Source organism: Frankia sp. AgKG'84/4 (genome assembly GCF_023242965.2).
Lineage (GTDB): Bacteria > Actinomycetota > Actinomycetes > Frankiales > Frankiaceae > Frankia.
Genome location: NZ_JALKFU020000971.1, coordinates 1 through 1,982 on the forward strand (window position 1 = coordinate 1; position 1,982 = coordinate 1,982).

Here is a 1,982-nt window from a genome sequence, read left to right on the forward strand (position 1 = left end):
GCGGCGAGCCGGGTGATCGCCGCCGCCATCGCCTCGGGGTCCTGCGGCGCGACGACCACCTGGCCGGCGGCGGTGAGGATGTCGGCGGCCTCGCCGCGGACCGCGCCGAGTACGGGCCGGCCCGCGGCGAGCAGCTCGAACATCTTCGACGGGATGAACGTGTCGAACATCGGCACGTCGCGCAGTGGCACCACGCAGAGGTCGGCGGCGGCGACCAGGCCCGCGACCCGGTCCCGGGGCACCCCGTCGTGCAGGACGGTGTTGGTCAGGCCCAGGGCGCGCACGTGCTCGGCGAGGCGGCGTTTCTCGGCGCCCTCGCCGACGAAGGCGAAACGCACCGGTGTGCCGTCGAGTCGGGCGGCGGCGTCGGCCACCGACGTCAGCCCGTGCGAGATGCCGTGCGCGCCGATGTAGAGGACGAGCAGGTCGCCGTCCCCGGCGCCGAGGCGCGCGCGCAGGCCGGGCGGGGCGGCGGCGGGGCGGAACCGGTCGAGGTCGACCCCGTTGCGGATCACGTGGACCTTGGCCGCCGGGATGCCGCGGCGCACGATGTCCTCGCGGAACCCCTCGGTCACGGTGACCACCGTGTCGGCCGCGCGGTAGGCGGCGAGCTCGAGGCGTTCGAGGATGGCGAGGACCCGCCGGTTGGTCAGGACGCCGAGCTGCTCGAAGATGGCCGGCCACAGGTCGCGGACCTCGACGACGAGGCGGGCGCGGCGCACCCGGGCGAGCAGCCAGGCGGACCCGAGCGGGAAGAACGTCGGGGAGGACACGACGATCACGTCGGTCGGCCCGGTCCGCCAGCCGCCCAGCGCCACGCTGGTGACCATGAAGGACAGGTGGCTCAGGGTCTTGCGGACGACGCCCTCGTTGGGGGTGGCGTAGAGCCAGGTGCGCAGGACGCGGTAGCCGTCGGTCCGTTCCGTGCGCCGCAGGGCGCCGCGGTAGGCGGGCGGGATCACGCCCGTCGGGTGGTTCGGCATGCCGGTGAGGACGGTGACGTCGAGGCCGTCGGCGGCCCAGGCCCGGGCGGTCTCCGAGAGCCGCGCCTGGGGCGCGCCGATCTCGGGCGGGAAGTAGTGGGTGACCACCAGGACACGGCGGCGGTCCGGAACGGGGGACACGGAGTTGTACCTCCAGCCGTCGGCCTCGCTATCGAAAGCTGATGGTAGTGAGTTCAATGCGGAAAGTGACTACATGGCTACGCGATCAGGAGCGTGTCGGTGCTCGTCGCCCGCCTGCGCAGCTCCCGACCTGGGGTGGGGCGGCGCGGGCGGGTCGACCTCGGCGCGGACCGCGGCGGCCATCTCGTCCCAGGCCGCCCGGCCCAGCGGCGGCTCGAAGCCGACGGACGGCAGCCAGCCCGGCTCCTGCGCCTGCCCGAGCATCAGCAACTCGGCGCGGCGGCACAACGCCCCCAGCGGCGCCAGCCACTGCCCGGTCGGCTCGGCCGCGTGCAGCAGCGCCCGCACGGCCGGGGCCGGCAGACAGCGCAGCGGCCGGCCCGGCGCGAACGTCTGGTACAGCGAACGCACAGTGTGGCCCTCGGACGGGTGCGCGACGACCAGGGGCGCATGCTCGGCGGCCAGGATCGCGGCGAGGGCGGCCCCGACGTTGCCGACGAGCGCGACCGGCACCGGCTGGTCGCCGTCGTCGCATGCCAGCAGCGGCCAACGGCGGCAGAACGCGGCGAAATCGCTGGTCATCCGCCGCCCCCAACCGTGGACCGACGGCGGGCGATACAGCGTGACGGCGAGCCGGCCGCGCTCGGCGGTGTCGCGTAGGAGCTGCTCGCCGAGGGTCTTGGTGCGCGCGTACGGCGTCACCGGTGCGTAGTCGAGGCTCTCGTCGAGGCGGCTCGCCCGGCCCTGCACCGCGGCGGTGCTCACGTGGACCAGGCGGGACACCCCGGCCTGCTGGCAGGGGTCGGCGAGCAGCCGCGGCCAGGCGGCATTGGCGCCGGCGAGCGCCGGGGTGAGCGT

2 protein-coding genes are annotated in these 1,982 nt (G+C 75.2%); both read right to left on the reverse strand.

Annotated elements, in window-relative coordinates; all coding sequences use genetic code 11:
- Positions 1-1,124: glycosyltransferase family 4 protein (locus MXD58_RS26485; RefSeq protein WP_250610497.1), on the reverse strand; the 1,124-nt coding region annotated here is incomplete at its 3' end.
- Between the two features lie 69 nt (positions 1,125-1,193).
- Positions 1,194-1,982 (reverse strand): NAD-dependent epimerase/dehydratase family protein (locus tag MXD58_RS26490; RefSeq protein ID WP_250610499.1); only part of this gene is annotated, 789 nt, incomplete at its 5' end.